The 25784-nt window shown below is 36.7% G+C and carries 28 protein-coding genes, 1 tRNA gene and 1 pseudogene; 3 read left to right on the top strand and 27 right to left on the bottom strand.

All coding sequences use genetic code 11. The features are described 5' to 3' along the window. Nucleotides 1-66: 66 nt before the first annotated feature. Nucleotides 67-141, bottom strand: a tRNA-Arg gene (locus CD29_RS03355). Between the two features lie 297 nt (nt 142-438). On the opposite strand from CD29_RS03355, the gene clpP reads away from it, so the two are divergent. Further along, the gene (gene clpP / locus CD29_RS03350; RefSeq protein ID WP_036182840.1) at nt 439-1038 is read left to right on the top strand and encodes an ATP-dependent Clp endopeptidase proteolytic subunit ClpP; all 600 of its coding nucleotides are present in this window, start codon (nt 439-441) and stop codon (nt 1036-1038) included. Between the two features lie 53 nt (nt 1039-1091). On the opposite strand, the gene CD29_RS03345 is transcribed toward clpP, so the two are convergent. From CD29_RS03345 to CD29_RS03245, 22 genes are all read right to left on the bottom strand, one after another. Then, entirely contained in the window at nt 1092-1715 is a 624-nt protein-coding gene (locus tag CD29_RS03345; protein WP_036182838.1) for an alpha/beta hydrolase, read from the bottom strand. Nucleotides 1716-1832: 117 nt separating this feature from the next. After that, nucleotides 1833-2345: a hypothetical protein gene (locus CD29_RS20145; protein ID WP_140422889.1), complete on the bottom strand. Its 513-nt coding sequence runs from the start codon at nt 2343-2345 to the stop codon at nt 1833-1835. Between the two features lie 3 nt (nt 2346-2348). Further along, complete coding sequence (locus tag CD29_RS20140; protein WP_140422888.1) at nt 2349-2642, bottom strand: hypothetical protein; 294 nt, start codon at nt 2640-2642, stop codon at nt 2349-2351. 84 nt (nt 2643-2726) lie between these two features. Further along, nucleotides 2727-2984 carry an HPr family phosphocarrier protein gene (locus tag CD29_RS03335; RefSeq protein ID WP_036182834.1) on the bottom strand — a complete coding sequence of 86 codons (258 nt, stop codon included), beginning with the start codon at nt 2982-2984 and terminating at the stop codon, nt 2727-2729. A 96-nt stretch (nt 2985-3080) separates the two neighbouring features. After that, nucleotides 3081-4022, bottom strand: coding sequence for a DNA-binding protein WhiA (gene whiA / locus CD29_RS03330; protein WP_036182832.1), 942 nt, complete (start codon nt 4020-4022; stop codon nt 3081-3083). A 68-nt stretch (nt 4023-4090) separates the two neighbouring features. Next, on the bottom strand, nt 4091-5056 hold the full coding sequence (locus CD29_RS03325; RefSeq protein ID WP_036182830.1) for a gluconeogenesis factor YvcK family protein: 966 nt from the start codon (nt 5054-5056) through the stop codon (nt 4091-4093). A gap of 4 nt (nt 5057-5060) precedes the next feature. Next, nucleotides 5061-5951, bottom strand: a complete 891-nt coding sequence (gene rapZ / locus CD29_RS03320) for an RNase adapter RapZ (protein ID WP_036182828.1) — start codon at nt 5949-5951, stop codon at nt 5061-5063. 14 nt (nt 5952-5965) lie between these two features. Next, entirely contained in the window at nt 5966-6436 is a 471-nt protein-coding gene (locus tag CD29_RS03315) for an 8-oxo-dGTP diphosphatase (RefSeq protein WP_036182826.1), read from the bottom strand. Between the two features lie 323 nt (nt 6437-6759). Further along, on the bottom strand, nt 6760-7707 hold the full coding sequence (trxB, locus tag CD29_RS03310) for a thioredoxin-disulfide reductase (RefSeq protein ID WP_036182824.1): 948 nt from the start codon (nt 7705-7707) through the stop codon (nt 6760-6762). Between the two features lie 79 nt (nt 7708-7786). Then, nucleotides 7787-9313: a tetratricopeptide repeat protein gene (locus CD29_RS03305; protein WP_036182822.1), complete on the bottom strand. Its 1527-nt coding sequence runs from the start codon at nt 9311-9313 to the stop codon at nt 7787-7789. A 120-nt stretch (nt 9314-9433) separates the two neighbouring features. Next, complete coding sequence (hisIE, locus tag CD29_RS03300; protein ID WP_036182820.1) at nt 9434-10078, bottom strand: bifunctional phosphoribosyl-AMP cyclohydrolase/phosphoribosyl-ATP diphosphatase HisIE; 645 nt, start codon at nt 10076-10078, stop codon at nt 9434-9436. Continuing rightward, the gene (gene hisF, locus CD29_RS03295) at nt 10078-10836 is read right to left on the bottom strand and encodes an imidazole glycerol phosphate synthase subunit HisF (protein ID WP_036182818.1); all 759 of its coding nucleotides are present in this window, start codon (nt 10834-10836) and stop codon (nt 10078-10080) included. Before hisF ends, hisIE begins: the two co-directional genes overlap by 1 nt. Then, on the bottom strand, nt 10830-11450 hold the full coding sequence (hisH, locus tag CD29_RS03290; RefSeq protein ID WP_036182816.1) for an imidazole glycerol phosphate synthase subunit HisH: 621 nt from the start codon (nt 11448-11450) through the stop codon (nt 10830-10832). The genes hisF and hisH overlap by 7 nt, the downstream gene beginning before the upstream one ends. Then, nucleotides 11447-12052 (bottom strand): imidazoleglycerol-phosphate dehydratase HisB, encoded by a 606-nt coding sequence (hisB, locus tag CD29_RS03285; RefSeq protein WP_036182814.1) that lies wholly within the window; start codon nt 12050-12052, stop codon nt 11447-11449. Before hisB ends, hisH begins: the two co-directional genes overlap by 4 nt. A gap of 3 nt (nt 12053-12055) precedes the next feature. After that, nucleotides 12056-13333, bottom strand: coding sequence for a histidinol dehydrogenase (gene hisD / locus CD29_RS03280; RefSeq protein ID WP_036182812.1), 1278 nt, complete (start codon nt 13331-13333; stop codon nt 12056-12058). 14 nt (nt 13334-13347) lie between these two features. Further along, entirely contained in the window at nt 13348-13971 is a 624-nt protein-coding gene (hisG, locus tag CD29_RS03275) for an ATP phosphoribosyltransferase (RefSeq protein WP_036182810.1), read from the bottom strand. Next, complete coding sequence (locus tag CD29_RS03270) at nt 13968-15134, bottom strand: ATP phosphoribosyltransferase regulatory subunit (protein ID WP_036182808.1); 1167 nt, start codon at nt 15132-15134, stop codon at nt 13968-13970. The genes hisG and CD29_RS03270 overlap by 4 nt, the downstream gene beginning before the upstream one ends. A gap of 723 nt (nt 15135-15857) precedes the next feature. After that, on the bottom strand, nt 15858-16391 hold the full coding sequence (locus tag CD29_RS03265; RefSeq protein ID WP_036182806.1) for an acyltransferase: 534 nt from the start codon (nt 16389-16391) through the stop codon (nt 15858-15860). 3 nt (nt 16392-16394) lie between these two features. Further along, entirely contained in the window at nt 16395-17033 is a 639-nt protein-coding gene (ppaX, locus tag CD29_RS03260; protein WP_036182804.1) for a pyrophosphatase PpaX, read from the bottom strand. A 57-nt stretch (nt 17034-17090) separates the two neighbouring features. Next, nucleotides 17091-17918: a prolipoprotein diacylglyceryl transferase gene (gene lgt / locus CD29_RS03255; protein ID WP_036182802.1), complete on the bottom strand. Its 828-nt coding sequence runs from the start codon at nt 17916-17918 to the stop codon at nt 17091-17093. 40 nt (nt 17919-17958) lie between these two features. Continuing rightward, nucleotides 17959-18897: an HPr(Ser) kinase/phosphatase gene (gene hprK, locus CD29_RS03250; RefSeq protein WP_036182800.1), complete on the bottom strand. Its 939-nt coding sequence runs from the start codon at nt 18895-18897 to the stop codon at nt 17959-17961. Nucleotides 18898-19052: 155 nt separating this feature from the next. Continuing rightward, nucleotides 19053-19496, bottom strand: coding sequence for a c-type cytochrome (locus CD29_RS03245; protein ID WP_036182798.1), 444 nt, complete (start codon nt 19494-19496; stop codon nt 19053-19055). A gap of 452 nt (nt 19497-19948) precedes the next feature. On the opposite strand from CD29_RS03245, the gene CD29_RS20420 reads away from it, so the two are divergent. Then, nucleotides 19949-20134: a hypothetical protein gene (locus CD29_RS20420; RefSeq protein WP_169716147.1), complete on the top strand. Its 186-nt coding sequence runs from the start codon at nt 19949-19951 to the stop codon at nt 20132-20134. 100 nt (nt 20135-20234) lie between these two features. Then, nucleotides 20235-20471 (top strand): hypothetical protein, encoded by a 237-nt coding sequence (locus tag CD29_RS03240; RefSeq protein WP_169716146.1) that lies wholly within the window; start codon nt 20235-20237, stop codon nt 20469-20471. 442 nt (nt 20472-20913) lie between these two features. Here the strand turns inward: CD29_RS03240 and CD29_RS19890 are convergent. From CD29_RS19890 to CD29_RS03225, 4 genes and pseudogenes are all read right to left on the bottom strand, one after another. Beyond that, nucleotides 20914-21051, bottom strand: a pseudogene (locus CD29_RS19890) (S-ribosylhomocysteine lyase); the annotation flags it as partial. A 26-nt stretch (nt 21052-21077) separates the two neighbouring features. After that, a complete protein-coding gene (locus CD29_RS03235; RefSeq protein ID WP_036182794.1) occupies nt 21078-21716 on the bottom strand; it encodes a DedA family protein in 639 nt (212 codons plus the stop codon). Between the two features lie 56 nt (nt 21717-21772). Next, entirely contained in the window at nt 21773-23755 is a 1983-nt protein-coding gene (locus CD29_RS03230) for a S9 family peptidase (RefSeq protein WP_036182792.1), read from the bottom strand. A 475-nt stretch (nt 23756-24230) separates the two neighbouring features. Then, the gene (locus CD29_RS03225) at nt 24231-25772 is read right to left on the bottom strand and encodes a long-chain-fatty-acid--CoA ligase (protein ID WP_036182790.1); all 1542 of its coding nucleotides are present in this window, start codon (nt 25770-25772) and stop codon (nt 24231-24233) included. Nucleotides 25773-25784: the final 12 nt, after the last annotated feature.

Raw genomic sequence — 25784 nt, 5'->3', positions numbered from 1 at the left:
GGCATGTAATTAAGGTGAGTATATTCTACCAAATTTTTAGTAAATATAAGTGGAGCATAGTAATAATGGCGCCCTCGGAGGGAATCGAACCCCCAGTGCAAGAACCGGAATCTTACGTGTTATCCATTACACCACGAGGGCAATAAGTAGTAAAAAGGTTAAATTTGTGGCGACTTAAATTATTATACAAAATTAATCACTACTATTTCAACTTTTAAATAGTAATATTGATTATTTCCTTCATTTTTAATAATAACTACTTTAACGTCTAGTGTTAAAGTAAATAAACATTCATAGGATAATAGTGGAGAAAAGATTGATTTATTAATAAAGCGTTTATATTTGACCTTTCTTGACCTTCAAGTGTATTATAGTGTTACAGCTGATTACGAATCAGCGTTAGTTGCGATTAAAACCATTTAAGGAGGATTTTAAATTATGACAATTTTAGTCCCAACAGTTATTGAACAAACAAACCGCGGTGAACGTGCATATGACATTTATTCTCGCCTTTTAAAAGATCGTATTATTCTATTAGGAAGTGCAATTGATGACAACGTAGCAAACTCAATCGTTGCTCAACTTTTATTCTTAGCTGCTGAAGATCCAGACAAAGATATTTCTTTATACATTAACTCACCTGGTGGTTCAATTACATCAGGTATGGCAATCTATGATACTATGCAATACATTAAGCCAAAAGTGCAAACAATTTGTATCGGTATGGCAGCTTCAATGGGTGCATTCTTACTAACTGCTGGTGAACCGGGTAAACGCTTTGCTTTACCAAATGCTGAAGTAATGATTCACCAACCACTTGGTGGCGCTCAAGGTCAAGCAACTGAAATCGAAATCGCTGCAAAACGTATTTTATTCTTACGTGATAAGTTAAACAAAATCTTATCAGACCGTTCTGGTCAACCAATCGAAAGAATCGCTCAAGATACAGACCGTGATAACTTTATGACTGCTGAACAAGCAAAAGAATACGGTTTAATCGACCACATTATTTCTAATAGCGATGATGCAAAAAAATAAATAAGACAGCGATCTCCCTTTACATTTCTTTGTAAAGGGAGATTTTTTTCTGCCTATTTAAAATAATTCATAATATGATTTACAACTTCTTGTGTAATGAAGTGCCCACCTGTATACGTGTGATACGTAACTTCTGCGCCTTTTCCCTCAAAATGCTGTTTACTTTTCTCACTCCAACTAAAAGGTATGATATGGTCCTGTTCTCCGTGCGCAATGAAAACTCGTAACCCAGTCATCGGTTGATGATTCATGGTTTCAACTATTTCTGGAAGGTAACCACTTAACGCTACAATACCAGCTAAGCGATTTCCCATAATATTAGCGAGTGATTGACTCAAGATTGCTCCCTGACTAAATCCTAGTAAATAAATTCCCTTTTCATCAATTGCGAATTCGCGTTTAGCTTCTTCAATAAAATCTTGAATTTCTTGTAAAACACGTTCAAAAGGTTCTTGATGAGGTAAACCAATCCGTTCAATTGTGAAAAATGCGTATCCAGGTGGCTGCGATATTGGTCCTCTTAAACTAAATATTAAATAATCATCTTTTAATTCTTGAACGATCCCTGGCAAATCATTTTCATTACTTCCCATCCCATGCATTATAAAAATTGCAGGGTGCTTATCTCGTTTCTGATTGGTTGGTTTGCTGATTGTATAGATAAAATTAGTGTTCATGTCTATGCACCTCGAGTAATTTGATTTGTGATTAAGTTAGTTTGTAAAGATTTAAGTGATTGAATTTTTAATTTAAGTTACGGGGGATCGGATAAGTGAAAGTATGAAGCATCTTCCCTATGTTTGCGAATTTTTTGTCTGGTAATGGGATTTCGAGGACATTTTTTTAAAAATCTCGCCTTTTTTGTTCTCGAGAAGCGGTCTCGTGAACATTTTTCTCAAAATCGTGCTTCTTTTGTCCTCGAGAAGTGGTCTCGAGAACATTTTTCTCAAGATCACGCTGCTTTTGTCCCCGAGAAGTGGTCTCGAGAACATTTTTCTCAAATTCACGCTTTTTTTGTCCTCGAGAAGTGTTCTCGAGAACATTTTTCTCAAATTCACGCTTCTTTTGTCCCCGAGAAGTGGTCTCGAGGACATTTTTCTCAAGATCGGGCCGCTTTTGTCCTCGAGAAGTGTTCTCGAGGACATTTTTCTCAATATCACGCTTCTTTTGTCCCCGAGAAGTGGTCTCGAGAACATTTTTCTCAAAATCGGGCCGCTTTTGTCCTCGAGAAGCAGTCTCAAGGACATTTTTCTCAAAATACTGCTGCTTTTGTCCTCGAGAAGCAGTCTCAAGGACATTTTTTTCAAAATCTAGCCTTTTTTGTCCCCGAGAAGCGGTCTCGAGGACATTTTTCTCAAAATCGTGCTTCTTTTGTCCTCGAGAAGCGGTCTCGAGGACATTTTTCTCAAAATCGTGCTTCTTTTGTCCTCGAGAAGCGGTCTCGTGAACATTTTTCTCAAGATCACGCTTTTTTTGTCCTCGAGAAGCGGTCTCGTGAACATTTTTCTCAAAATCACGCTTTTTTTATCCTCGATAAGCGATCTCGAGGACTTTTTTCCAATAAACTCACTTCTTTTGTCTTCGGGAATCAGCATCGACGACATTTTCCCCAGAACCCCCACCCACAAAAAAACACGCCCGCACCTCCACCTCAGTGAATTTTTTGCGAGCGTTTACAAAATGAAAAATTAATCTTCTTTTTCAATCATTTTAGAAAGGCCAGCGAGTGCCTCGTTTTCATCATTGCCATCAGCTATCAAAGTAATCGTTGTACCTCTTGCGATGGCTAGACTCATAATTCCCATGATTGATTTTGCATTTACTTTTTTATGCTCTTTTTGTAAATACACCTCAGCCTTGTAACGGTTGGCTTCTTGTACAAAAAGAGCTGCTTGTCTAGCTTGTAAACCCGATTTTAACTTTACTTCTAAATTGGTTTCAACCATCTAATATACTCCCTTTCAAACCGTTCATCAATATATATTTATCTTATCGGAATTACCAAAAAAGAACAATATTTGTTTTTACCTATTTCTAATTACCTAAAATTGTTCTCCTCTGCGAAGAGCATCAGCGATTTCATCAATTTTTCTTAATCTATGATTTACACCTGATTTACTCACAGTACCTGTTGAAACCATTTCACCAAGTTCTTTTAAGGTTACGTCTTGGTATTCTACACGTAACCTTGCTATTTCTCTAAGTTTCTCTGGTAGCTGATCTAATCCAATCGCATTTTCTATAAACTTAATGTTATCCACTTGGCGGATGGCTGCACCGATTGTTTTATTTAAATTTGCAGTTTCACAATTGACGATACGGTTCACACTATTTCTCATATCACGAACGATCCGTACATCTTCAAATTTTAACATCGCTTGGAATGCACCAACTAAACCTAAAAAGTCAGATATTTTTTCAGCCTCTTTTAAGTATGTGATAAATCCTTTTTTTCTCTCAATTGTTTTAGCATTTAATTGAAAACTGTTCATCAAATCCGTTAATGCTTCTCCATGCTCTTTATATAACGAATAGATTTCTAAATGATATGAAGAAGTTTCCGGATTATTCACAGAGCCGCTTGCTAAAAATGCTCCTCGTAAATATGCGCGTCGTTCATTTGTTTTATTTAAAAAAGAATTGGAGATTGTATGATTAAACTCAAATTCATTTGAAATGATCTCGAGGTCTGTTAGTAGATGTTTTGCACCATCTCTTATACGACAAATATATACGTTATTCTTTTTAAGTCGCATTTTCTTACGAACAAGTAGTTCTACATTATACGAATACAGCTTTTTAATAATCGTATAGATTCTTCGTGCAATTGCAGCATTTTCAGTTTGCACATCTAAGCTTAGTTGCTTGTTTGAAAATGATACAACTCCATTCATTCGAATGAGTGCTGAAATCTCTGCTTTTAAACAGCTATCATTCGCTTCAACCTGCGTGAGCTCTTTTTTTGTTTCTGAAGCAAATGACATATTTTCCAACCCCCTTTCAAATTATGTATGAGAAACATCATACCATATACTTAAGTGTATGAGGAACATTAACTGAAAAATTTCGGAGCATATTCTTTCAGCCACTCTGCAATATGTGTGGATTCATGACGTACTACACCAGATTGTACAGTTGCGATATCCTTTTTTATAACTTCTAAACCAAGTTTCTCCAAACTCTCAACATCAACTTTTACTGGTTCTGCATTTTCTTCCTTATAGTTAGCTTTGATAGGTAATGGAAGCTCAAAATTATTGACTAAAATTGAATCTAAGCAAGGCCCACCTACATGATCATAAATCGCTCGGACATGATCGGAAGCGCTATATTTTATCGTCTCACCTTTTTGTGTCATTAAATTACATATATAAATTTTACGCCCTTTTGCCTCAACTAATGCCTTACCAATATCTTCTACTAACAAATTTGGAATAATGCTTGTATATAAACTTCCAGGGCCTACAAGAATCAAGTCAGCTGATTGTATAGCACGCACTGCTTCTGGAAGCGGTTTCACATGATTTGGATCTAAAAATACTCGTTTAATTGGCAAATGTGCATTAGGTATTTTAGATTCACCGACTACAACAGACCCATCTACTAATTCTGCATGTAGTGTAATTTTTTTATTTGCAGCTGGGATCACTTTACCATGCACTTTTAATACTTTACTCATTTCAGAAATCGCGTGGCTAAAATCACCCGTTATATCTGTTAATGCTGTTAACATTAAATTTCCTAGTGAATGACCACCTAAGTCCACTGATTGTGAAAAACGATATTGAAACATTTGTTCAACTAATGGTTCAGCATCAGATAATGCAGCAATCACATTTCGAATATCTCCAGGTGGCGGAATATCGTAGTCGTCCCTTAAGCGCCCTGATGATCCACCGTCATCAGCAACTGTAACGATTGCCGTTATTTGAAATGGATACTTTTTTAATCCGCGCAATAAAGTGGATAAACCAGTTCCACCTCCAATGACTACGATATTCGTTTTCTTTTTAACCATTCTTTCAATCCTTCCTATGAATCACATTAACATCTCGATGTGTGACGACAGTTTGATAGCTTTCGCTAAAATATTTGCCATAATATTCAGCTAAGGTAACAGATCGATGCTGTCCTCCAGTACAACCTATTGCAATGACTAATTGTGTCTTACCTTCATTTTTATATTGGGGAACCATAAAGTTAAATAGATCCGTTAATTTTGTAATTAATTGTTGTGTATCTTCATTTTCCAAAACATAAGAAGATACTTCTTCTTGTAATCCAGTTTTATGACGTAGTTCTTCTACATAATATGGATTTTTTAGAAAACGGACATCAAAAACTAAGTCTGCATCAATAGGAATGCCGTTTTTAAAACCAAAAGACATTACATTGATTGAAAATGTTGGACTACTTCCATTAGCAAATTCAAACGCTATTTTTTCTCGTAGTTCTCGCGGCTTCATCGACGAAGTATTAAACACGTTCGTAGCTCGTCCTTTTAACTCAGAAAGTAGTGCTCTTTCTTTTTTAATACCTTCTAGTGGTGAACCTTGAGGCTCTAGTGGATGGGATCTTCTCGTTTCTTTATATCTGCGTACAAGTGTCTCATCGTCGGCATCTAAAAATAATACTCGAGTTTTAAGATCCTCGACTTTTTCTAGCTTATCAAGAGCGTCAATTAGCGTATCAAAAAACTCTCCACCACGCATATCCATTACTGCTGCAACACGAGTAATATTTCTTTCAGATTCTTTCATCAATGCTAAAAACGTAGTTAGTAGTGCAGGTGGTAAATTATCAATACAATAGTAGCCTAAGTCCTCAAAACTTTGAACAGCTACTGTTTTACCAGCTCCACTCATTCCAGTAATTATAACAATCTCATGGCTAAAAAAGTTATTATTCCCCATGGAAAACACTCCCCTTATTGTTGTTCCCTCGATGATTGTAAAGTTGCATTTAACAATTCAAAATCCTTTGTGTATTCAAATGTTCCATATTGAACTCCGTCATTTGTACATGCAAATAATAGAAACTGACGATCACCTTCAGCCATTGGTAAATGGTGAAGACTCTCTATTGGGTGCCAAGAAAGCTTACCTTCTCTATTTTCTTCTACTGGTGTACCAGTAATTCCTTTAGCAACAAATGTAAATAACATCCACTCGTCAACAACGGTTCCATTTTCTTTAATAATAATTGTAAAGACACCCTTTAAATGGACGTCTTTTGGTGTAGCACCCGTTTCTTCCGTGAATTCGCGAATAGCAGCTTCAATGATTGACTCGCCACTCTCCATTTTTCCACCAGGAGCCACATACCAACCTCTTCTAGGTTTTTGTAATAGTAAAACTTTCCCGTCTTGTACTGCTAATAAATTTGCAATCCTTTGCATGTTAACACCTCAAATCTGTTCAACTTCTTATCTCTATTATAACGGTTAATTTCGTATGGTTACAAAATAATATGTTTGTCCAAGTAAATAAAACATTCATTTACAATATTTACATAAAAAAAGATACAACCCGACCGAAATTTAGTCGAGTTGCCCTTTTTACTTTTGTATGTATTAACAACTTCATAATCCTCAAAAAAAATGTTGTTTCCAAATACAATGGAAACAACCAAAAACACAAAAAGGGGGATAACGTTTATAAATCCATTATACCCCTTCCTTGTTTCAAATAAGTTACATATAAATTAAGACATTATTAAGATTTAGTTTTGACCGATTTTTTCTTTCAGTTCTTCAACAAAATGTTGTGCTGATTGTGCTGCAATACTACCATCACCTGTTGCAGTAACAATTTGGCGTAACGTTTTATCGCGAACATCACCAGCAGCAAAAATACCCTTAACAGATGATTCCATGTTTTCGTTCGTTGGCACATACCCATGCTCATTTAAAATTCCTAAAGATTTAAATGGAGCTGTTAATGGCACCAAGCCAATGTAAACGAAAACACCATCAGCTTGAACTTCTTGTTCAGAACCATCAACAGTGTTCACTAAAGTCACGCTACCAACTTTACCGTTACTTTCATTAATCTCTTTAACTGTATGATTCCAAATGAAATCTACTTTTTCATTAGCAAAAGCACGATCTTGTAGAATTTTTTGTGCACGTAGTTTATCGCGTCTGTGAACGATTGTTACTTTATCCGCAAAACGAGTTAAGTAAACTCCTTCTTCTACAGCTGAATCCCCACCACCGACTACGATTAGGTTTTTCTGTTTAAAGAATGCCCCGTCACAAACGGCACAATAACTTACACCGCGTCCACCAAGTTCTTTTTCACCAGGTACGCCCATTTTCTTATATTCGGCACCAGTAGCAATAATAATAGAACGTGTTTTATATTGTTTCGTACCAGCATTAATGGTTTTGTATTCTTCACCATCAATAACTTCTTTCACGTCACCATAAACGTACTCTGCACCAAATTTTTTGGCATGTTCAAACATTTTCGTTGATAGTTCAGGCCCTAAAATATGGTCAAATCCAGGATAGTTTTCAACTTCCTCTGTATTTGCCATTTGTCCCCCAGGAATACCACGCTCGATCATAAGTGTCGCTAAATTCGCACGTGAAGCATAAACAGCTGCTGTCATACCTGCAGGACCCGCTCCGATAATTACTACATCATATATTTTTTCTTCAGTCATTTTTTGTATCCTCCTAAAAAAAACACCGATTCGTTAGTTTCATCGTAGTGCATCACGTCATCTTCTTCAAATAAAATGCTTACTTCGATTCAAATGGCAAATATTTAATGAGGTCTTCAACATATTTTGTTAATGTTCCGACTGAAATACTATATTTCTCTGCATATTCTTTTTTCGTTATTCTGTTACTATTAATCGTCGAGTTAAACATATAGTCCACAGCTGCCGCTAAAGCTTTTACATTCTTAAACTCGTACGAGTCTTGTAGTGCTCTTTCGCATAAAACAAACCACATTTGAAATAGATATTGTACTTCAACCGTTACACTACCGCTTATCTCATATAGCTTTTCTGCTACTTCCATCGCTCTTTCAAAGTGCTTCTCAATCTTATTGTTTTTGTTGAATTGATGATTTAGGGCGTAGGCTAGAGATAGCTTTTCTAGTCCATTATATTTTGATAGATCAACCCATGTTGGGTGGGCGACAATTTCTTGTTTATAAGCAGATTTACTTAATAAGAAAAATCCAAACATACGGTGCGCACTATATTTACTCGTAATTTTTTCAATAATTACATCTCTATTTTGTTCTAATGCATTACTATTGACATCTTCTTTAATATGCTGCCAAGGTTCCAAGCCCTTTTTAGAAGGATCCATTTCAACCAAGGCTTTCCAAGCATTTTCAGCAATCTCAACATGGCCACAAAAATAAGCAGATTGGGCTAGCCAAAAGTAAAATCCACTATCACCAACGTAACCACGCTTACTCATACTGCGTAACCATTTAAACGCTAACTCATGCTCACCGATTAAAGACAAAGTTGCACCTAACTTATAACGATTTTCAAAGTCAAAAGGATTGACCTTCTTTAAAATTTCAATGAGTTCAGCTAATTCTTTTTCGCTCTTTTCATAGTAAGCAATGACAGCTAAGTTACAAATCGCATGGAGATTCCCATGATTTTCGCGTAGAACATGGTATAACAAAGCCTTAGCATCTTCGATTTCTCCTGTATAAAAATAAGCTAAAGCTAAATTGTTGTACGCTGGCCACAAGTCAGGATACGTTTCAATTAGTTCCTCGAGCACTTCAATCGCATCAGGAAAACGACCATTTTCCATAAATCGGCGCGCTTTTTCTTGTGCAACCATTTTTTCGCCATCTTCCTCATCAAAAGGTTCGATGTCATCTTCAAATTCTATATAATCTAAGATCTCTTTTGCCTCAAAACAATAAAGGCCTTCAGGATCCATATCTAAATACATTTCCGCATATTTTTTTGCATCATGGACAAGTCCCAGGCATCCTGAAACTTCGCTTAAGAAAAATACATATTCAGCTTCACTTGGTTCTAAACTATAAGCTGTATGGATACATTCATAAGCACTATCAAAGTTCCCAGCGTCCATTTCCATAATGCCAAATTGCATCAGTATATGTGCCTCATTTGGACTCAATTCTGCTGCACGTTTCATATATTTATAAGCTTTATCCATTTGGTCATGATCGATTGCGCGTAACGCTTTTTTAAAATAATAATCACCATTCGGAACAAAGGATACAATATTATTTTTTTGCTCTTTTCTACGTTGGTTTTCCAAAATTAATCCTCCGAAAGTTAATATTCCGCGAACACGAAAGAAGGAACGTTTCGAAAACGTTCCTTTTAATCACTTTCCTATTATAACACAATTATTAAATACGTCATTTATTTCATATCTTTATTTGTGCTTTGTACTTGCTCTTTTTTGTTGGTGGCGTTCAACTAGTACTTCAAGGACATCATATACATTAATTTTTTGTTCTTGTAATAATACTAGTAAATGGTAAATTAAATCTGCTGCTTCCCATGTTACTTCCTTAGTATCACGGTTTTTCGCGCCGATGACCACTTCTGTTGCTTCTTCGCCGACCTTTTTACAAATTTTATCGATTCCTTCTGTAAATAAGTATGTAGTATAGGCACCTTCTGGCATTTCACTTTCACGCTGGCGAATAACTTCCGCAAGGTAAGGGATGATTCCTACAGTACCAACTTGTTCATTTTCAACTAACTTTTCAGTGAAACATGAAGTCGTTCCATTATGACAAGCAGGGCCAGTTGGTAAAACTTCTACTACAAGAGCATCTTGGTCACAGTCAGTTTTGATTGAGATAACTTTTTGTGTATTCCCACTCGTTTCTCCTTTATGCCATAACTCTTGTCTTGAACGTGAGTAAAACCAAGTTTCACCTGTTTCAATTGTTTTCTTTAATGATTCTTCATTCATATATGCAACGGTTAATACTTCTTTCGATTGCGCATCTTGCACAACAGCAGGTATTAATCCTTTTTCATCGAATTTTATATTCTCTATAGCGATCATTATCTAACACGAACTCCTTTTTCACGTAAGTAGGATTTCACTTCTGCTACGCTCGTTTCTTTGTAATGGAAAATAGATGCGGCAAGCGCTGCGTCTGCATCAACATCTTGTAATACCTCTAAGAAATGCTGTGCATTCCCTGCACCACCACTTGCAATGACAGGAACTGTAACAGCGTCTCGAACAGCTCTTGTTAATTCTAAATCAAATCCATTTTTCTCGCCATCTTGGTTCATGCTTGTAAGTAAAATTTCACCTGCACCTAAGCGTACAGCTTCTTTTGCCCACTCAACCGCGCTCCACTCTGTTTTGTTGCGGCCACCATGCGTATAAACCATCCAAGTCCCATCTTCTTCACTGTATTTCGCATCAATTGCAACTACGATACATTGAGCTCCAAAGAAATCAGAACCTTCTTTAATAAGTTCTGGGCGTTCTAGTGCAGATGTATTCACTGAAACTTTGTCTGCCCCAGCTCGCAAAATTCGTTTCATATCGTCTAATGTACGAATTCCTCCACCTACAGTAAACGGAATGGCTAATGTGGCAGCAGTTTTCCTAACAACGTCGATCATTGTTTCACGGCCTTCATGGGATGCAGAAATATCTAAGAATACTAATTCGTCAGCCCCTTGTTCATCGTAAAACTTTGCTAGTTCAACTGGATCACCCGCATCTCTTAGCTCAACAAATTGAATGCCTTTTACAACTCTTCCTTCTTTTACGTCTAAGCAAGGAATAATACGCTTTGTTAACATGCAGTTCCCTCCAATCCTTTTAACCATTGTTCTAGTAAATACATACCGAACGCTCCCGATTTTTCAGGGTGAAACTGCATCCCTGTGAAATTATTAGATTTCACGATTCCCGGTACCTTTACACCTTCATAATCTGCAAAAGCTACTAGTTCATTTTGAGCAATTTCAGTCGCGTAATATGAATGTACAAAGTAAACATGGCGATCTTCAGGCATTATTTCTTCGTTTAACCAATCTGGAGTAGAGGCGAATTGCAAGTCATTCCACCCCATATGAGGAATTCTTGGTACTCCCTCAAAACGTTTAATATGTCCTTTAAAGATTCCAAGGCCTGTTGTAAGTTCCACTTCATCACTTTTTTCGAATAACAATTGCATACCTAAACAAATTCCTATTAAAGGTTTCGTTTGTTGTTTGATAAATTTATCTAAACCTGTTTGGGCTAAACGTTTCATTGCATCTGGAAATGCACCAACACCAGGTAATATTAAAGCATCGCATTCATTTAATAATTCTATGTTGGATGAAACAACTGGTTCACAATTTAATCTTTTTAGCGCTTGTTCCACGCTAAATAAATTGCCCATCCCATAATCTATTACGCCTATCTTCATGTTAGTAATCCTTTCGTTGAAGGTACTCCTTTTACTCGTGGGTCAATTTGAACCGCATCGTCAATCGCACGTGCTAACGCCTTGAAAATTGCTTCAATGATATGGTGTGTGTTGTGACCATAAGGAACAATTACATGTACATTCATGCGTGCTTCCAATGCAAATTTCCATAGGAATTCGTGAAGTAATTCAGTATCGAATGTCCCAACTTTTTGAGTTAGTTCAGGTGTAACACGGTATTCAAGATGCGGACGATTTGAGCAATCAACAACAACTTGAGCCAATGCATCATCCATTGGTACAAAGGCATTTCCGTAGCGTTTTATTCCTTTTTTATCGCCTAATGCTTCACGAATCACTTGCCCTAATACAATCCCAATGTCCTCTGTTGTATGGTGGTCGTCGATGTAAGTATCACCATTTGCAATGATTTTGCCATCAAATAATCCGTGTTTTACGAAAAGGTCCAGCATATGGTCCATAAAAGGGACTCCTGTGTTAATTTCCGCTTTTCCTTCACCATCTAAATCTAATTCTATGCTTATTTTTGTTTCATTTGTATTTCGATCAATTTTTGCATATCTTCGTTTTGTTTCAGACATTGTTTACTCCCCTTTTTCCCATCCACGAGATTCGACAGCTCGTGCATGTCCTTCAAGACCTTCCATTCTTGCAAGTCTCGCTATTTTCGGTGCATTTTCTTTCCATGTTTTTTCACTATAATAGACAACGCTCGATTTTTTAATAAAATCATCCACATTAAGCCCACTAGCAAATTTTGCTGTACTGTTTGTTGGTAAGACGTGATTAGTTCCTGCAAAATAATCTCCAACAGGTTCTGAACTATATCTGCCTAGGAAAATAGCTCCTGCATGTCGTATTTCATTTGCAACATCCTGTGCTTTTTCAGTCATAATTTCTAAATGTTCAGGCGCTAGTGAATTGACTGCCTCTACTGCCTGCTTCATATTTTCAGCAATATATATTTGCCCAAAATTCACGATGGACTGACGAGCAATCGCTTCACGAGGTAATGTGTTTAATTGATTTTCAACTTGCTCAGCAACTTCTTCTGCCAAGCTTTCACTTGTTGTAATAAGTACCGAACATGCTAATGGATCATGTTCAGCCTGGGATAATAAATCTGCCGCTACTTCATCAGCGTAAGCTGTATCATCAGCAAGAACACAGATTTCACTAGGTCCTGCAATCATATCAATTGCAACTTCGCCGAACACTTCTCGTTTTGCTAAAGCAACATAAATATTACCTGGTCCAGTAATTTTATCAACAGGTGCGATAGATTCAGTTCCATAGGCAAGTGCTGCAATTGCTTGAGCACCCCCCACTTTGTAAATCTCAGTTACGCCTAAAATGGAGGCAGCTACTAACACAGCTGGTGGCAATTTCCCGTCTTTTCCTGCTGGTGAAGTTATAACAATTCTTCGGACACCAGCAACTTGTGCTGGAATGACATTCATTAAGACAGAAGAAGGATATGCAGCAGAGCCACCTGGTACATACAATCCAACTGCATCAAGAGGAATGATACGTTGCGCTAACCAAGAGCCATCCGCTAACGGTAATTTGTAATCCTCTCTTTTTTGAGCTTTGTGATAATAACGAATATTTTCTGCTGCTTCTTCTAAATCCTTTTTCAATTGGGGATCGAAATTATTCAATGCTTCTTCAATTTCAAATTGGGAAACACGGAAATCTTCAAGGACAAAGCCATCCCACATTTCACTGTATTTTCGTACGGCCTGATCGCCATTTTCACGAACGTCTTGTAGCACTTGGCGTACCGTTTTAAGTTGTGCTTCATTGCCGCTTTCTAGTTGTCTTTTTAGTGTAATAGAATTAGTTAATTTTGTGATTTTCATGGTAGCCGTTCTCCCTAATTAACAATTTTCTTCAAACGTGTCACGATATCTTGAATGCGAGCACTTTTCATTCGGTAACTTACCGGGTTCGCGATTAAACGAGAAGATACATCTGTAATCCGTTCATATTCTACAAGACCGTTCTCTTTTAATGTTCTACCTGTTGATACAATATCAACAATGCGATCGGCAAGGCCAATCATTGGTGCAAGTTCAATGGAACCATTTAGTTCAATGATTTCAACTTGTTCGCCAATTTCTTTATAGTAATTCATTGCAACGTTTGGATATTTTGTTGCAATGCGTGGTGCAATTTCATTCATCTTTGTATTTGGTAAGCCGGCAGATGCAATATAGCATTGGCTAATTTTTAAATCTAATAGTTCATGTACATGTCTTTTTTGTTCAAGTAGTACGTCTTTTCCTGCGATACCAATATCGACTACACCATGTTCTACATATACAGGGACATCCATCGGTTTAGCTAAAATAAATCGAATTTTTTCTTCAGGTATTTCAATCATTAATTTTCGAGACATTTCTACTTCTTCAGGTAAGTTAAATCCCGCATCAATCAACATTTGATAAGCTTCTTCAAAAATTCGCCCTTTTGGCATGGCAATTGTTAATTCTGTCATTGCAGTTGATCCTCCTGGCTTACATAAAGCACTTCATCAAAAACTAAAGAAAATGCTTCTTCATTGATGAGACCATTTTTTGATTGTAATGTAACGAGCTTACCTTCATTTCTTAATGAGTTTGCAAGTTCAAGCGCTTTAGTAAATAATGCATCTTCAAAAATTAAGGCAACAGTTTTTTCTCGGGGTTCTTGAGTTGGTAAGATTTCTAATAATCGATCGACGCGAATACCAAAACCTGTTGCTCCAACATCACTTCCAAAATGATGAAGTAACCCATCATAACGCCCACCATTTCCTAAAGGGAAACCACTACCATCAGCAAACAGTTCGAACAGCATACCTGTGTAGTAATTCATATGACTTGAAAGTGTAAAATCAAAGGATACATATTTCGTAAGGTCTGCTTGTTGGATAATTTCCGCTAATTGACGCATGTAAAGAAGTGCATCATTTTTGGAAACGTATTTTTCAATTTGTTCAATCGTTTCAATATTTGTTGCTTCATTGATAAATTGAAGTAATGCATCTGATTTTGTTTTAGGTAAATCAAATGAAATAACTGCTTCTTCAAACCCAACGTAATTGCGTTCAATTAATAGGGATCTTAATTTATTCGCTTGATTCTCATTTTCTGTATAGTCGTTCAAAATGCAATTTAAAATGCCTGCATGACCAATCGTCACTTTAAAGGACTCTATACTATAGTTTTGAACAAGCTGAATTGCTGTAATAATGACTTCCGCATCTGCGTATACGGATTTATCGCCAATAATTTCGATTCCCATTTGGTCAAATTCAGCTGGACGCCCACCTTCTAATTGTTGGGCTCTAAATACATTTGCAAAGTAGGCTAAACGTAAAGGAATCTTTTCCTTTAAAAGTTTTGAAGTTGCAACACGTGTAATTGGTGTTGTCATATCCGGTCTTAAAACAAGTGTATTTCCTTGGCTATCTACTAATTTAAATAGGGAAGCATCGTAAATAGCAGATGCTTTACCTACTGTATCGTAATATTCTAATGTTGGTGTATTTACAAACTCATAGCCACGCGCTCTTAGAAACTTTCTACCAATGTTACGTAATGTTTCGTTTTTTTCGTATGTCACAGGGAAAGTATCACGCATCCCGATTGGCTTTTCAAACTTTTTAATCGTCGTCATTTTTACACTTCCTGTCAATTTCACTTTAGTCTGTTAGAGAATTAGAGAACTAGTATATGAAAGTATTTTATCTAATTATTGGTTGATAGTCAATGAATTTTGCGAGAAGTTCTTGGTTGATTTGGGTTCTGTGTTACCTTTTAATAAATTCCCCGCTTCATTTCGTCCTGATGGGGCTTCTCTGTTACCTTTTAGAAGAATCTTCTCTCCATTTGGTCACTGATGAGGCTTCTCTGTTACCTTTTGATGAGTTTCTTCATTCATTCGGTCACTGATGGGGCTTCTCTGTTACCTTTTCCCTTCTCACTTACCCAGTTTTGTCTAGTGGAGCACTTCTATGAGACATTTCTCCAGCTTTCTCAGCCGCTTTTGTCTTGTAGGACGCTTCTATTAGACATTTCCGGCTTGGATTCTTCTGCATTTGTCTCGTAGAGTACTTCTACGAGACATTTCTCCAACTTTCTCAGCTGCTTTTGTCTCGTAGAACGCTTCTATGAGACATTTCCGGCTTGGATTCTTCTGCTTTTGTCTCGTAGAGTACTTCTACGAGACATTTCTCCAACTTTCTCAGCTGCTTTTGTCTCATAGAAGCCCCTAGTTACTTTCTATTTTTCTCCACAATCCTTTTCTTTGTCCTCTAGCCTTCCCACACTAAACCTTCCTCTAAATTAAGAAAAAAACCCACTACCAAAATAGTGAGTTTCATCAAGTTTGCGAAATGCATTAAGCATTATGCCACTTAGGCACATCATTCTTTTTTCGTTCGGCCATTTCTTCAGCCGTGTAAATAATACGCATTGGATTTCCTCCGCACATCGATCCAGCAGGTACATCTTTATGTACTAGTGTAGCTGCAGAAACTATTGCACCGTCACCAATTTCAACGCCTGGTAAGATTGTAGAATTCGCTCCAATCATGACGTTACTTCCTATCTTCACATCTCCTAAACGATATTCATCAATTAAATATTCATGGGCTAAAATCGTTGTATTAAACCCAATGATCGTGTTATCACCGACTGATATACGCTCAGGGAACATTGTGTCGGGCATGACCATTAATGCCAATGAAGTTTGTCGACCGATTTTCATTCTTAAAAACGTACGATAAATCCAGTTTTTCCAGCTCATAAAAGGAGTGACACGACCAATTTGACCAAACGCAAAGCATCTTACAACTTTCCAAAAGGACACGGTTTTATATATCTGCCATAATGAGTTTGATCCTTCCACCTTATATCGCTCTGTCCTTCTCATAGCCTAGGACTCCTTAACGATTGGTAGTAAATCTGACATGTGCTGAAGAATGTAATCTGGATGAAATTGTTTTAAATAATCTTCACCCTTTATCGACCAAGCGACTCCCGCTGTTTTTACATCTGCATTTTTACCTGCTAAAATATCATGATGATTATCGCCAATCATTATTACATCTTCTTTTTCCACACCAAGTTTTTCAATAGCAAGTAAAACAGGCTCTGGATCTGGTTTCACATTTTTCACATCTTCGATTCCAACTAAAAACTCAAAAAAGTGGCTTGCACCCATTAAATCTAATCCACGTTTTATCGTGTCACGTCTTTTCGTCGAAACAATCGCTAAACGAATTCCTAAAGCCTGGAGTTCTTCTAAGGTTTCAATTACTCCATCAAACTCTGTTACAAGTTCATCATGGTGTTCAAGATTCCACTTTCGATACTTACCTACCATTTCATCTACTTCATCCGGTGTTAGTTCTTTAAAGGTTTCAACTAACGACGGACCCATAAAGCGCAAACAATCTTCAGGTTTATATTGCCCGGGAAACCTTTCTTCCAACACATGCATAAAAGTTTGAATGATCAAGTCATTCGTATTTAATAAAGTCCCATCAAAATCGAATAATAATGCTTTTACCATAGTTATTACTCCTTCATTTCTCGAACACTATTGAAGCAATTCTAAGAAATTAGTCTACTATTTATCTTTATATCGTACTATAGGTCGTACTTTTACTCGTCGATAGATAATGAAAACAACTCCGATAATGATTCCTAAAATAGAAACAACTTGAGCAGATCGCAGTTCACCTACTAGATACAAACTATCTGTTCTCATTCCTTCAATAAAGAATCGGCCAATTCCGTACCAAATTAAATAAGTAAAGAATATTTCACCACGATGAAGATTTACTTTTCTAAGGACTAATAAAAGAATAAGTCCTACCACATTCCACATTGATTCATATAAGAACGTTGGGTGGAAGTATGCTAACCCATATACTGGGTCATTGATATACATTTGATTAATAATAAAATCAGGAATCATTAAACTGCGTAAAAATTCTTCTGATACTGGTCCACCATAAGCTTCCTGGTTCATAAAGTTACCCCAGCGGCCGATGATTTGACCAATTAATACACTTGGGATTGCAATATCTGCTACTTTTAGGAAGCTAATGCCTTTATATCGGCAAAATACATAGGCGGTAATAATTGCACCTATTAGTGCCCCATGGATTGCAATTCCACCATTCCAAATTTGAATAATCTTGCCGGGATTTGCACCATAATATTCCCATTCCATTGCTACATAGTAAATTCGTGCTGAGGCAATTGAAATAGGAATTGCCCAAATCAGTAAATCAGCAAAGAAATCCTTTGGTAATCCTCGTTTTGTCCCTTCATGTTGACCAACTATGTAAGCTAAGACAATACCTAGTGCTATTAAAATCCCATACCACCGTACAGGTATAGATCCAATATGGAACGCAATCGGATTAATGTCTAATAATAAAAAATCCATCCTCTATCTCCTCTCTGTAAAGAGCAAGTTTCTCAAACAGTTAATAATCTTCTAACTCGTCTTGAACTGAAATCACTTCTTCTAATCGACGTGAAAATTCTTGTGCTGCATTTACACCTAGTTTTTTCAAACGATAATTCATCGCAGCAACTTCAATGATTACTGAAACGTTTCGACCAGGTTGAACAGGAATCGTTAATTTTGTAATTTCTGTATCGATAATTTTCATTTTTTCTTCATCTAATCCAAGGCGATCGTAAACTTTTTCTCCATCCCAGTTTTCAAGCTCTACGATGAGTGTAATACGTTTTTGCGGTCTAACTGCACTTGCACCAAATAATGTCATAATATCGATAATGCCAATTCCACGAATTTCTAACAGATGTTCTAATAATGGTGGTGGACTACCAATGAGTAAATCCTCAGCTTCTTGACGTATTTCAACACAATCATCTGCAACTAAACGATGACCTTTTTTAATAAGTTCAAGAGCAGTTTCACTTTTTCCGACACCACTTTTTCCGATTATTAGCACACCAATTCCGTAGACATCCACAAGTACTCCATGCATAGCAACGTAAGGAGCAAGCCTACTTTCTAAGAAGTTAGTTAATCTACTAGAGAATCTCGTTGTTTTCATTGTCGTTAAAAGAACAGGAACGTTATTTTCATTAGAAGCTTGAATGAGTTCTTCAGGTACTTCTAAACCACGAGAAATAATAATCGCAGGTGTTTCAGTTGAGCACAGTCGTAGCATACGTTCTTTTTTCAAATTTGTAGGGAGCATATCAAAAAAAGAAAGTTCCGTTTTCCCGATTAGTTGCACACGATTTGCTGGATAATGGGTAAAATAACCAGCCATTTCTAATCCAGGGCGTGAAAGATCACTTGTTGTAATATAACGACCTATTCCTTCATTACCACTTACTAATGTTAAGTTAAATTTTTCTATAACATCTCTAGTTGTAACTGATATCATTTTTTAACACCCTCTACATTATTTAGAATACTGTACTTATTTTAGCATGTTATGAGAGAAATGAAATCAATTGTGTTTTGACATTTTCAAACTTCTCAAAAATTAAAAAGGGACTAATTAGAAAGTTACCTCTCTAATTAGTCCACAGCTATGAATTATTTAAGTGTTGCTAAATATGCAGCAGCAGCGTCTGCATCTTCACCTTTAACAATTCCTCCAGGCATTCCGCCCTTACCGTTATTTATAACATTTAGAATTTCTTCTTGAGAAAGTCTTGAGCCAACATTATTTAATGCAGGGAAGTTACCCATTCCCTCTAAATTAGCACCGTGACATGAAATACAAGCTTTTTGAACAACTTGTTCACCATGAGCTACTGCACCTTCATCTGCAGTTTCAGTATCTGTTGTTGTGTCATTGTTATTGTTTGTTGTGTCACCAGCTGTACCACCGTTATTGTTACCAGTATTATCTGTTGCACCTTGGTTATTAGCAACATTGTCATCTGTTGTTTCATCAGTTGTTTTTTCTCCGCCACTACCACATGCAGCTAAGACTAGAACTGAACCAAAAATTAAAGCAAGTAATGCCTTTTTCATACATTTTCCCTCCGATAGAATAATTTTACTACTAAACCATTATAAGAGAATTAAGATCCTTTTTGTAAACGTTTTCCCTCAGTTCACATATCTTTAAAGATTCTGTCAAAAAGTAGTCAAAAACTTTTAACAATCACTTTAATCTAAAGGAGCAATCTTTTCTTAACAGTGGCATAGTAGGGTGTTCTGTTAACTTATTTTTTCTATTTACACTGAATTTATTCATGAGAAGATGTTTTTGTGGAAATAATATTTTTATGCAGATTCAATTCACTACACATCGAAACATATTTTGGGAAAAAGGGTGTGTAATTATTGAGTACTACTATTATTTTTGAACTGAAGGATAACATCGTATACATTGTGCTCATGTTTTAAATGCGTTGAATTATGTACTTGTTGTTGACCTTGAAATTACATTGCGCTTATGAAAACCTTTTCGAATGGATTTCTTGGCGCAAAAGGTCTTCATCGCACTTATGATGACCTTTTTGAATCGATTTCTTGGCGCAAAAGGTCTCATTGCTCTTATGATGACCTTTTTGAATCGATTTCCTGGTGCAAAAGGTCTTCATCACCCTTATGATGACCTTTTTGAATCGATTTCTTGGCGCAAAAGGTCTTCATCACCCTTATGATGACCTTTTCGAATCGATTTCTTGGCGCAAAAGGTCTTCATTACCCTTATGAAGACCTTTTCGAATGGATTTCCTAGCGAAAAAGGTCTTCATCACCCTTATGATGACCTTTTTGAATCGATTTCTTGGAGCAAACGGTCTTCATCACTCTTATCAAGACCTTTTCGAATGGAATTTCTTAGCGCAAAAGGTCTTCATCGCACTTATGATGACCTTTTTGAATCGATTTCTTGGAGCAAAAGGTCACATTGCTCTTATGATGACCTTTTTGAATCGATTTCTTGGAGCAAACGGTCTTCATCACTCTTATCAAGACCTTTTCGAATGGAATTTCTAGCGCAAAAGGTCTTCATCACTCATATGAAGACCTTTTCGAGCAGATTTCCTAGCGCAAACGGTCTTCATCACCCTTTTCAAGACCTTTTCGAGCAAATTTCCTAACACAAAAGGTCTTCATCACCCTCATGATGACCATTTCGAGCAGATTTCCTAACACAAAAGGTCTTCATCATCTTTATGATGACCTTTTCGTGCCGATTTCTTGGCACAAAAGGTCTTCATCGCACTTATGAGGACCTTTTTGAATGAACTTCCTAGCACAAAAGGTCTTCATCACCCTTATCAAGACCTTTTCGAGCAGATTTCCTGGAGCAAATTGTCTTGATCGCACTTATGAAAACCTTATCGCGCAGTTTAATGAAAAATTACCTCAAATATAGTTTGCCAATGGCCATAAAAAAAAGCACTTCGCAAAGTAGCGAAGTGCCAGTTCCTTCATTTTAATCTTGAAATACAATCGACCATTCATCGCACTTTGCTAGCAATTCTTTTGCTAACTCTTGTGCACCTTCTAAGCTTTGGTTTGCAGCCCATCCACATTGCACTTCATTGCATGCAGGAACTTCTGTTGCATTCAAACATCTTGTGTTCATTTTTAAATTCACTATTTTTTTCGAGTGCGAAATGCACTGAAAATGACTGGTAAAACTGAAATGAAAATAATTAATAAAACAACTATTGAGAAATTCTCTTTAATAATTGGGATATTTCCAAAGAAGTACCCTGCTAAAGTACAAATCAACACCCATAATACTCCACCAACAACGTTATAAACAATAAAGTATTTATAGTTCATCCTACTTGCACCAGCAACGAAAGGTATAAACGTTCTTATAAATGGCATGAACCTGGCAATAACAATTGTTTTACCACCATGTTTATTGAAAAACTTTTGGGCAGCCATCATTTTTTCTTCATTGATAAAACGACCAATCAACGTATTTGGTTTTATTGCTGTACCTACTTTTTTACCAATATGGTAATTAACTGTGTCCCCGAGAATTGCTGCTACGATAAAGCCTACAAGTAAAACCGGTAAACTAAAGGCACCTAATGCAGCAAGTGCTCCACTTGCAAAAAGTAGCGAATCTCCAGGAAGAAACGGCATGATGACGACTCCAGTTTCTACAAAGACAATGGAAAAAATAATTCCATAAGCCCATCCGCCAAATTGTTGAATAATCTCAACAAGGTGTTCATCAATATGCAGAATAAAGTCTATCAATCCTTGAATAAACGACATAAATAAGCTCTCTTTCGATATAATTTCTAATGTACAAAGAATCTATTAAAATAACATTAAATATATTTTTCAAACCATTGAACGATTTGGTTTAAACGTTCAATACGTAAATTTGGTGTACCAGTACGTGATAAATTATGGTTATTATCAGGGAAACGAACAAATCCAACTTCTTTTTTCATCGATTTTAAAGTGATATACAACTGTTCTGCTTGTTCTATTGGACAACGGAAGTCTTTTTCACTGTGTAAAATCAATAAAGGTGTTTCGATATTCTTTGCATATTTTAATGGTGAATGTTCCCAAAGCTTTTCAGGATCTAGCATATCACTACCAATTTGCCAATCACTAAAGTAATAACCAATATCAGAAACGCCAAAGAAGCTAATCCAGTTTGAGATGCTGCGTTGTGTAACAGCAGCTTTGAAACGATTTGTATGACCAACAATCCAGTTCGTCATAAATCCACCGTAACTACCACCTGTAACACCTAGCTTATCCGTATCAATCCAATCATTTTGACTAATCGCATAATCTAGTCCAGACATGATATCAGTGTAATCACCGCCACCATAATCTCCGCGCACTGCATCTACAAATGCTTGACTATAGCCATGGCTACCACGTGGATTCACATAAAGCACCCCGTACCCTTTTGCAGCAAGTAATTGTAATTCATGGAAAAACGTATTCGCATACATTGTATGAGGACCACCATGGATTTCTACGATTAAAGGATATTTTTTTCCTTCTTCAAATCCAGCTGGTTTCATCAGCCAACCATAAACAGTGGATCCATCTGAAACATGATAAGATATTTCTTCAGGTTGAACAAGCTCTACATCTTGGATAAATTGGTCATTAAAATGAGTAAGTTGCTTTCTTTCACCAGCAGCAATTTCATAATAGTATAATTCTCCAGGGAACGTTGGATTAGAAACCGCTATAATTGCAAACTTCCCATCTTTAGTAACGGCATATTCATAAATATGTTCCCCTTCAGGTGAAGCCGGATAAATTGCTCCATCTAATGTTGCATAATATAGACGAACATCTCCCATTGTTGACATTTGGAAGTATAATTCATTTGCCTCTGTCCAAACAACCGATGGAGCAGAAACACCCTGTTGAATATCAGCAACTGCATAATCACCAACAGGACTATCAATATTTTCCGTTAATGAAAGAGTTGTTTTTCCTTCAACATCATAAATATAAATAGTAGAATGAGTCGCATTTTTATAAGCATGGTCGCTTCCAGCAAACGCTATGTATCTACCATCATAAGAAAATGCTGCTCCACCATAATATCCATTCTCATCGACAATCGTAATTTCTTCTTTTGTTTCTATATCTATTAAAAGCAATGGTGATTTGAAGACAAAATCTAAATTGTCAGCACGATTTACCCCGATAACTAACTTTTTACCATCCGGAGAAATTGCCTGCAAGGAATGCTGATAATCCCCTGTTGTAAATTGTTCAATGGATTCATCCTTTAAATCCAGTACCGCGATTTGAGAATATGAGTCTTGTGGAACTAAACCAGCCCCATCTAATCCATCCATTTTATATTTCATTCCATCTACTACATATGGTTTTGGTAATGGGTTTTCTTCTTTTTCAGTTTTATCAGTTATAGTCTTACCGCTTTTAATTTTACTAGAAATCCAAACTTTTTGGCCGGATGGATCCCATAAAAATGAATTTACCCCTGAATCCAACGTCGTAACCTTTTTGGCTTCCCCGCCATTTTTATTCATTACATACAACTGATTTTTTTCATCACGATTTGAAAGAAAGGCCACTTGTTGCCCATCTTGCGACCATTTAGGAGAAGAAATTCTTTCTTTTCCGAATGTCCATTGGGAGATGACACCAGTTGTTAGCTGAACATGAAATAATTGAGCATAATATTTATTATCCTTTTCGTCAATTTCTGTTCTGATAAATACTGCCTCATCCCCATTTGGAGAGATTTGAGGGTTTGAAACTGACTGGATTTTATATAAGTCCTCTGCACCTAACAATCTTTTCATCCACCATACCACCTTTGAAAGTTAATACTATTATTTTACCATTCTATGTAAAGGTTTTTTACTAAAAGTTAGAAAAAAATAGAAACAGAACCGGTGAATAAACTATTGGTGGTTCTATTCATTCATAGGAAACTCAAAACTTGCCCAAAATTTCTTTCATAAGAGAGAAGAACAACATTTCTAATTAGTATTCAGATCGAAATGGCGTTCATAGGGAGGATGAACGACATTTCTAATTAGTATTCAGATCGAAATGGCGTTCATAGGGAGGATGAACGACATTTGTAGTTAATAATCCAATCGAAATGTCATTCATAAGACTGCTCACTGACATTCCATCCTCGAAATCTACCCGAAATGTCTTTTATAAATCGTTAAGTTAATCTGAATGATTAAACTCACAATATTTCTACCTAACTCCCTTTATATAAATAAAAAAACGGTTTTTGGGCAGACCAAAAACCATTTCTCACCATTAATTTATTCGCAAGTTCCTGCGTAATATTTTCCCCGTCGAATTCTTTGGTAGTTCACCCACTATTCTAATCTCAGTTGGTACTTTATATTTTGCTAGATACTGTGCGCAATAAACCTTAAGTTCTTCTTCATTCGCTTTTTGATCGTTTAACACAACGAACGCACAAACAGCTTCACCGAAGTTTTCATCGGGTATTCCAACCACAACTGCCTCTTTCACTGATTGGTGCTGATACAAAACTTCCTCTACTTCACGAGGATATACTTTGTAGCCACCAACAATGATCATATCCTTTTTACGATCCACGATATAGAAATAGTTTTCTTCATCTCGTTTCGCTAAATCCCCTGTATATAACCACCCATCGCGAATCGCAGCACTAGTTCCTTCAGGATTTTTATAATAGCCTTTCATCACATTTGGCCCACGAACGATTAGTTCACCAACTTCATGTGGTGACAGTTCGTTACCATCTTCATCGACGATTTTATTATCAACATTTGTAATGGAAGTTCCGATAGAACCCACTTTTCTCACACGATCCTGAGGATTAAAACAAGTAACTGGTGAAGCTTCTGATAAACCGTAGCCTTCCGAAATCTTCACATTAAATTTCCCTTCAAAATTATGAAGCACTTGGGCAGGTAGTGGCGCTCCACCTGATATCGCTAAACGTAATGTCGCAAAATCCTCAGCATTACCTGACTCATATTGATATAAAAAGTTATACATCGTTGGTACACCTGCAAAAATGGTCGCTTTTTCTGTTTTAGCTAATTGTAATATTTCTCCTGGGCTAAAGCGTGGTGCGATTAATACTGTTGCACCTATAAACAAAGGGGCATTCGCAACTACAGTCAGTGCAAACACATGGAATAGTGGTAATGTTGCAATCACTCGATCCCTAGACGTATATTCCATGAAATGTGCCACATCGCGCGCATTTGCATAAAGATTACGATGAGAAATTTGCGCCCCTTTTGGCTGCCCTGTTGTCCCAGATGTATACAAAATAATTGCAGTATCTTCCTCATTAATTGTGCGTGGCGCAATTTGCCCGTCAGCAGTTTGCAAAAGTTCAGAGAAATATACAATTTTATTCTTCAGCTCATTCGATATTGAAGTGTACATTTCTTCATTACAACTAGCCGTTTCACAAATAATATACTTTTCGACCCTCGAAAACCGGTTCTTTCCTTGATCTAATAACGGTAAGAGAGTATCAATTGCAATCACTGCATCGACATCACCATTCTCAAAAATATAAGAAATCTCGTCTAATTGAAATATCGGGTTCACTGGAACAGCAGTTGCACCTAAACGCATACAAGCATATAAGGAAATAAGAAACTCCGGTGAATTTCCTAATAAAAACGCAACATGATTTCCCTTTTCAATCCCTATTTCTTTTAGTGAGAAGGCTAATTTCTCGACCTTTTCATCAAACTCAGCATAGCTTGTATCTTGTCCTAAATAATGATAGGCCGTTTTTTCTGGTGAATTTTTTGCTATCTCTCGTACATGTTCTACTAAATTCAAAACTTCAAACTC

The sequence above is a fragment of the Ureibacillus manganicus DSM 26584 genome (assembly GCF_000772945.1).
GTDB lineage: Bacteria > Bacillota > Bacilli > Bacillales_A > Planococcaceae > Ureibacillus > Ureibacillus manganicus.
This window is presented reverse-complemented; position numbering and strand designations above follow the sequence as displayed.

Excerpts from the sequence above, each read along its gene's own strand:
- clpP (WP_036182840.1), top strand. The coding sequence starts at position 439 with ATGACAATTTTAGTCCCAACAGTTATTGAACAAACAAACCGCGGTGAA.
- CD29_RS03345 (WP_036182838.1), bottom strand. The coding sequence starts at position 1,715 with ATGAACACTAATTTTATCTATACAATCAGCAAACCAACCAATCAGAAA.
- CD29_RS20140 (WP_140422888.1), bottom strand. The coding sequence starts at position 2,642 with ATGTCGTCGATGCTGATTCCCGAAGACAAAAGAAGTGAGTTTATTGGA.
- CD29_RS03335 (WP_036182834.1), bottom strand. The coding sequence starts at position 2,984 with ATGGTTGAAACCAATTTAGAAGTAAAGTTAAAATCGGGTTTACAAGCT.
- whiA (WP_036182832.1), bottom strand. The coding sequence starts at position 4,022 with ATGTCATTTGCTTCAGAAACAAAAAAAGAGCTCACGCAGGTTGAAGCG.
- CD29_RS03325 (WP_036182830.1), bottom strand. The coding sequence starts at position 5,056 with ATGGTTAAAAAGAAAACGAATATCGTAGTCATTGGAGGTGGAACTGGT.
- rapZ (WP_036182828.1), bottom strand. The coding sequence starts at position 5,951 with ATGGGGAATAATAACTTTTTTAGCCATGAGATTGTTATAATTACTGGA.
- CD29_RS03315 (WP_036182826.1), bottom strand. The coding sequence starts at position 6,436 with ATGCAAAGGATTGCAAATTTATTAGCAGTACAAGACGGGAAAGTTTTA.
- trxB (WP_036182824.1), bottom strand. The coding sequence starts at position 7,707 with ATGACTGAAGAAAAAATATATGATGTAGTAATTATCGGAGCGGGTCCT.
- hisIE (WP_036182820.1), bottom strand. The coding sequence starts at position 10,078 with ATGATCGCTATAGAGAATATAAAATTCGATGAAAAAGGATTAATACCT.
- hisF (WP_036182818.1), bottom strand. The coding sequence starts at position 10,836 with ATGTTAACAAAGCGTATTATTCCTTGCTTAGACGTAAAAGAAGGAAGA.
- hisH (WP_036182816.1), bottom strand. The coding sequence starts at position 11,450 with ATGAAGATAGGCGTAATAGATTATGGGATGGGCAATTTATTTAGCGTG.
- hisB (WP_036182814.1), bottom strand. The coding sequence starts at position 12,052 with ATGTCTGAAACAAAACGAAGATATGCAAAAATTGATCGAAATACAAAT.
- hisD (WP_036182812.1), bottom strand. The coding sequence starts at position 13,333 with ATGAAAATCACAAAATTAACTAATTCTATTACACTAAAAAGACAACTA.
- hisG (WP_036182810.1), bottom strand. The coding sequence starts at position 13,971 with ATGACAGAATTAACAATTGCCATGCCAAAAGGGCGAATTTTTGAAGAA.
- CD29_RS03270 (WP_036182808.1), bottom strand. The coding sequence starts at position 15,134 with ATGACGACGATTAAAAAGTTTGAAAAGCCAATCGGGATGCGTGATACT.
- CD29_RS03265 (WP_036182806.1), bottom strand. The coding sequence starts at position 16,391 with ATGAGAAGGACAGAGCGATATAAGGTGGAAGGATCAAACTCATTATGG.
- ppaX (WP_036182804.1), bottom strand. The coding sequence starts at position 17,033 with ATGGTAAAAGCATTATTATTCGATTTTGATGGGACTTTATTAAATACG.
- lgt (WP_036182802.1), bottom strand. The coding sequence starts at position 17,918 with ATGGATTTTTTATTATTAGACATTAATCCGATTGCGTTCCATATTGGA.
- hprK (WP_036182800.1), bottom strand. The coding sequence starts at position 18,897 with ATGATATCAGTTACAACTAGAGATGTTATAGAAAAATTTAACTTAACA.
- CD29_RS03245 (WP_036182798.1), bottom strand. The coding sequence starts at position 19,496 with ATGAAAAAGGCATTACTTGCTTTAATTTTTGGTTCAGTTCTAGTCTTA.
- CD29_RS03240 (WP_169716146.1), top strand. The coding sequence starts at position 20,235 with ATGATGACCTTTTTGAATCGATTTCTTGGAGCAAACGGTCTTCATCAC.
- CD29_RS03235 (WP_036182794.1), bottom strand. The coding sequence starts at position 21,716 with ATGTCGTTTATTCAAGGATTGATAGACTTTATTCTGCATATTGATGAA.
- CD29_RS03230 (WP_036182792.1), bottom strand. The coding sequence starts at position 23,755 with ATGAAAAGATTGTTAGGTGCAGAGGACTTATATAAAATCCAGTCAGTT.